The sequence below is a fragment of the Streptomyces sp. NPDC041784 genome, assembly GCF_055591025.1.
The window spans coordinates 1-5,597 of record NZ_JBVJAB010000073.1 but is presented as its reverse complement, the minus strand read 5'-3'; the positions used below and the strand labels follow the sequence as shown (position 1 = coordinate 5,597).

Annotated in this window: 6 protein-coding genes; all 6 read right to left on the bottom strand. The window is 65.9% G+C overall.

Annotation, left to right across the window (positions count from 1 at the left end; all coding sequences use genetic code 11):
• On the bottom strand, positions 1-473 hold a 473-nt coding region (locus tag ACZ6D7_RS47275), incomplete at its 3' end, for an IS701 family transposase (RefSeq protein ID WP_469505101.1).
• Positions 474-596: 123 nt separating this feature from the next.
• Positions 597-1,052, bottom strand: coding sequence for a hypothetical protein (locus ACZ6D7_RS47270; protein ID WP_469505099.1), 456 nt, complete (start codon positions 1,050-1,052; stop codon positions 597-599).
• Between the two features lie 783 nt (positions 1,053-1,835).
• Positions 1,836-2,159: a hypothetical protein gene (locus ACZ6D7_RS47265; protein WP_469505097.1), complete on the bottom strand. Its 324-nt coding sequence runs from the start codon at positions 2,157-2,159 to the stop codon at positions 1,836-1,838.
• Positions 2,160-2,403: 244 nt separating this feature from the next.
• Positions 2,404-3,204 (bottom strand): thioesterase II family protein, encoded by an 801-nt coding sequence (locus ACZ6D7_RS47260; RefSeq protein WP_469505095.1) that lies wholly within the window; start codon positions 3,202-3,204, stop codon positions 2,404-2,406.
• A gap of 135 nt (positions 3,205-3,339) precedes the next feature.
• Entirely contained in the window at positions 3,340-4,179 is an 840-nt protein-coding gene (gene ddaH / locus ACZ6D7_RS47255) for a dimethylargininase (RefSeq protein ID WP_469505093.1), read from the bottom strand.
• A gap of 402 nt (positions 4,180-4,581) precedes the next feature.
• Positions 4,582-5,397: a 2OG-Fe(II)-dependent halogenase WelO5 family protein gene (locus tag ACZ6D7_RS47250; RefSeq protein WP_469505091.1), complete on the bottom strand. Its 816-nt coding sequence runs from the start codon at positions 5,395-5,397 to the stop codon at positions 4,582-4,584.
• Between the last annotated feature and the right edge of the window lie 200 nt (positions 5,398-5,597).

The following is a 5,597-nucleotide window of genomic DNA, read 5'->3' as shown; positions in this document are numbered from 1 at the left end:
GGCGCATCATGCGCCCACTCCTCGGGCACGAACAACCGCCACTGCAGCGGACAGGAGGCAGTGTCGGAGACCGCGTGCACGCTCACCGCGACCTGGCAGTTGGCCTGCTTGCCCAGCGCTCCGCAGTACTGGCGGGCGACCGCCACCGACATCTTCCCGTCCTTGGGGAACGACACATCATCGACCGCCCACGCATCCGGCTTGACCTGCGGCACCATCCGATCCGCGATCCGCCGCCGCACCGGCACCGGATCCCACGTCGACTGGTTCACGAACTGCTGCAGGTTCTGCTCGTTGCCGTCCGGCAGCCGCTCCGCCATCGGCTGGATCGACTTCCGCCGCCCGTCCAGCATCAGCCCCCGCAGATAGCAGTCACCCTTCGCCCGCTGATCCTTGCGCGGCACCGACGCGAAGACGTCAGCCACGAATAACGCCAACTTCGCCCGAGCACGCTCCACTTCATGTGCATCCACACCACCAACCTGCCCCCAAACAGGACCGCGAGACAGACCTAACGAAGTCCTACTAGGGGTTGCGGGGCAGAGGGACAAGCAACGTTGATACGTGGTTCAGGTTGTAGTGGTGGGCGGAGGGTGTCAGCGTTTGATGCGGCTGCGCATGGCAAGGACGGCCAGCGCGAGCAGGACGGGCTCAGTGAAGCGGCTGACCATCTCCGTGTAGATGCCCCAGGTAGTGAGGTCCTGGCCGCTGGCACGGAACACCACAGAATTCAGTACCACTTGGAGTGCCTTGTCGAAGCGTTCCTCGGTGAACCGGTCGTCGACGGGCAGTGTCAGCTGAGGGTCCTGCTTGTCGACAGCCAGCGTCACCTGTCCGCCGCCGGCCGGGACGGTGCCGGTCGCGGTCTGCTTCGGTGGGGAGTCAGGCAGGCCAAGGCCCATGATGAGCAGTACTGTGGCCGCCACCGCAGCCACCAGCCAGCCCAGGGCGCGGGAGGCACGCAGGCCGTAGCCGGACAGCAGCCAGTACCCCCACAACAGGCCCCGCTCGCCGCGCGGGGTGCTGACGCGGTCGTGGCGGCGCATCTCCATCTCGCCGTAATAGAAGTCGGCGGCTACCTCGTCTGCCTCAGGCGAGACCTTGAGGATCGCTGGCCGCCGGGTTAGCGTTCGGGGACCTGCCAGCGCACCTTCAGGAAGTCGACATGCCTCGCCGAACACCGGGCGAGATCAGGTCTCAGCTGCCGCTTCGGGACGCAAGCCACGCCAGACGGACCGTCATACCAGGGCTATCTGCATCGGCAAACCGACAGATTTTCCAGTTCGAACGCGAGCGCGGCCTGTCCAGAGGTGACGTCGCGCTCGCGTTCCGACGCTGGACCCTGCGGGCCGGCCGACCCCGTGATGCTGAAGAGTGGCACTACGGATATGTAGACGTCCCAACCGGGCATATCCGCACACTGCTCGAAGTTACGGCATGGAACCTGCGTGCCCGGGCTCGAAGAGAGCTGCAAGCCGCGCTGGCTCCTGTCGACGCACGCGTCCTCAACCGGACGGTAAACGACCCTTTCGCCCCAGAGCATCTGCACTGGTGGCACCGTCGTATCGAAATCTGAGGCAGCCAGGACGCGCCTGGCCCTGTCGAGTTTCTCTGGTCTGGTCGGCCTCGGAGTCGGTCGCGGCCAGCCGGTAGAGATCGAGGCAGATGCGCCAGCTGGCGGGGTACCGGGCGGCGAAGGTTGTATTGCCGCAGCCGGGCGGCCGACCAGGGCGCACAGGGTGCCGGCGGGCAGGATCGGCGGTTGCATCAGGTCCTTTCAGCGGAAGCGGGCCCCGGCCGCAGTGTGGCCGGGGCCCGGGGGTGCCGGGTGCTGCTCAGGCGGCGGTGTCGTCCGCCGTCGTCGTGCTGATGTCCGCGGCCGTCTCGTACGGGGCGGTGAGCCGGTCCAGCGCGCGGCGGATACGGGCGGCGTTGCCGAGAACGTAGTCGCGGAGCCGCTCGGGGGTGATGGGCACGGGGTAGGCGGCAAGTTCCTGCTCCGGAGTACCCACGACCTCCACCAGGTGCTCCAGGTGGAACATGGCGCCAGCCATGTCGGTGATCATCGGTGTCTCCATGCCGGAGAAGCGGTCGGTGAACGGGCAACCGGTCTTCGGGCGCTCGGGAGTGCGGCCGAACGTACGCGCGGACGTCGTCATACGGGATCTCCTTGTGGGTGAAGGGAGTTGGCAGCCCAGATCAGGCGCTGCCCGGCGTTGTCGGTGATCAGGTCAGCGGCCTCGTGCAGCTGGCAGGAGGCGCCAGAGATCGTTTCCCGCGCTGCACCGCCAGTTTTCCCACCGCCCTGGCCACAGGGTTGTTGACCAGAGGTACTGGCACTCGGACCGACCAGTGCCCACGCACGGATCTGTTGCAGCTCCGCGACTCGGTACGCGGTCCCGCTCACGGACGGCATCGGCGGATCGCGGACCTGTTCTGCGTGGTGAAGGCGGCAACGTCCTGGGCCACGGCCGCCGCCACTGCGGACTGCTGCGACTGAAGGTAGAAGTGAGCGCCGGGAAACCAGCGAGCGCTGAACGCAGTCGTCGTATGATCGCGCCACTTCAGCAGATCGTCGCGACTCACGTGTGGATCCGACGTGCCGCTGTAGGCGCTGATCGGGCAGCTGACCCGCAAGCCGGGGGTGCCCTCGTAGGTCTCAACAGCCCTGAAATCGGCGCGCAGGGCGGGCAGGACGGTGTCCAGCAGTTCCTGGTTGGCTAAGATGGCGGAGGCCGTGCCGGATAACTCGGCCAGTCCGGCGGTGAGACCGGCATCGTTCCGCCGGTGCATACCCCCGTCCTGTCGTATGGACGGCGCTGCCTTTCCGGAGGCGATGAGGCCGGCCGCTCCTCCCTCTGTGCGCGCCTGGAGCTCCAGGGCCACCTCATAGGCCACGACCGCGCCCATACTGTGCCCGAAGAGCACCGTCTCTCGGTCCAGCCAGGGGTCGAGGGCGTCGGCGATACGGCTCGCCAGTTTCCTAATGTCGTCTACGGGCGGCTCGGTGATCCGGTCCTGGCGGCCCGGATACTGCACGACGAGTACCTCGGCCGTCGCAGACAACGCTGCCGAGAGGCCGAAGTAAGCCGTCGCGGAGCCGCCGACATGCGGAAGGCAGACCAGCGTCGCGCCACCGCCCATGGGCCGGTGGTACTGCCGGATCCACATGCCGTGTACCGCACGGTACTCGGGTACGGTCATGGTCTACTCACTTCCAAGGGGGCACACCCGGGATCGACACGTGGGGTGGCGACGCTGGCAGCCCGCAAAGGTTGTATCTGACGAGGTCAGCGGCGCTTCGTGCACTGCTGTAGCTGCCATCCGCGGCACGGCGGGTCAAGCTCGTATCTCAAGTGTGCAGCACTTAACGCTGCCACCGCCCTTGAGGAGCTCGGACAGGTCGATTCCAATCGGTTCGAACCCACGTCGGCGCAGCTGTTCGGCCAGCATCTGTGCAGCCTCCGGGAGAATGACGTGGTGTCCGTCGCTGACCGCGTTCAGACCGAAGACCTCGGCGTCCTGCTCATCAACCCGAACCGCGTCTGGGAAGACCTTTTCCAGGACCGCGCGGCTACCAGCTGAGAATGCCGCCGGGTAGTACATGATTTCGTTCCCGTCCAGCACGGAAAGCGCCGTATCGAGGTGGTAGTAGCGGGGATCGGTGAGTCGCAGGCTGATGACAGGCATGCCGAAGAACTCCTGGGCCTCCAAGTGTCCTTCGGGCGTGCTGCGAAATCCCCATCCGGCCAGGACGAAGGTCTCGGTGACGAGGAAATCACCCTCACCCTCGTTGATGAATTCCGGCTCGTTCACATCGGTGAATCCGTGGGCGCGGAACCAATCGAGATAAGCTGGACCCTCGGATGCCCGCTCCGCTTTGCGGAAGCGGGCGCCGAGCACCTTGCCATCCACCACGGTCGCGCCGTTAGCCGCATACACCATGTCGGGCAGGCCGGGTACGGGGTCGATGAGATGCACCGCGTGCCCGAGGGACAAGTAGAGGCCGTAAAGGCGCTCCCACTGCATCACAGCCCGCTGCGTGTCCACCGGCTTGGCCGGGTCCATCCAGGCGTTGATGGCGTAAGTGACTTCGAAGTGTTCGGGCCGGCACATCAGGTAGCGGCGGGGTCGAGCGGTGCGCTCGCGGCTGGGCGCGGTCGCGTGAGTAAGCGTCATGACAACTCCGGATCGGTCGGTTCAAAGTGGTGGGCGCGGCTCAGGCGACGACCGCGTATGCGTCGGTGAGAACGGTCACAAGGATCGTGCGTGTGATCCGCATGCCTTAAAGGCGGATGCCGCACCACAGCACCGGCGTGACGACGAGAAAGTAGTCGCGCTCAACTTGGTGCCAACCTGCCTCGTCTCGCAGCCGCTGGCGGCCCAGATCGCCGAGTAGTCCGGCCGCGTACGTAACGTTGCAGCCGTTCGCGCACATCAGCACGCCATCATGAGTTGAGCGGTGCGCTGTGCCCTTACGTTCTGTCTCTCGGCTCCGCCGGGCCACGCAAAGAAAAGGGCTGCGGCGTGATGCATGTAATAACGAGGGCGGGGGCCAGGGAGGGGTACCAGCACCAAGGGTCAGGACCACAGAATCAGATTCCCATCCAGGGTGAACCCCACAAAGGCGGACAGGGTGATGCGGCGTGATCCGCGGGGTTGGGCCACTTGGTGGAGGTTACGGCAGTCGAAGAACACCCCTTCTCCGGCCTCCGCCCGCACCGTGACGGAGGGAGCGTGGGCGACGACGTCCGGCAGCCAGCCGTAACCGTCCTTGCGTGAATCGTCGCCCGGCACCCACCGGTGCTTCCACACCGTCAGTTCTCCACCCTCATCGGCGACGGTGACGTGGCAGTTGAAGGCGAGCTGAACGATAGGTTCCTCATCCAAGTGGCCGGGGAACTCCCGTGCGATCTCGTCGTAGTGGATCTTCGATCCGTGGGGGAACTCCCGCAGGATTCCCACATAGAGCGGCTTTCCGTCGATCGTCGCAGGCCGCACCGGTATGCCCAGTTCATCGGCCAGCGAGTCCACGACCGTCTTCATCGGATCGAGCTCACCGAAGTGGTGACGCCAGGCGGCGCGTGCCGTCTCGGCCTTCTTCCAGTATTCCTCGTGCAGCTTGCCGTTCACGTAGTAATCGTGGACCGCAGGGCCGAACTTGAGGATGGGAGGGACGAGCCGCTCCTCGTCGTAGGTCTCGAAGGACGGTTGCGTGACCCGAGCGGCGATCTCATCAAGATGCCGGCTCAACAGGCCGGGCCACCGGACCGCCCCGCACATGCCGGCCGCCAGTTTCTGGAGTGCGCGTCGTGCGCCCGATTCCGCCACCTGCACGGCGGCGAAGGTCTCGTCGACCTGGGCAGCGATCGGGGAGTCGGTGCGTGCGTGTTCCACTGCATTCTCCATCCATGACAAGGGGGGTCAGGCGCCGGTAGCGGTCTCCGCTGATCCGGCGGTTGAGCCTGGTTTCGTCTGGCCAGCGGACGTCCCAGGCCCAGCCCGCTACTGAGATTTTCGGCTTAGGGTGACAGTGATCTCGCGGGTGGGTGTATCCCTGGAGGATGCGGTATCCCGATGGGGGTGGCTTGACCGCG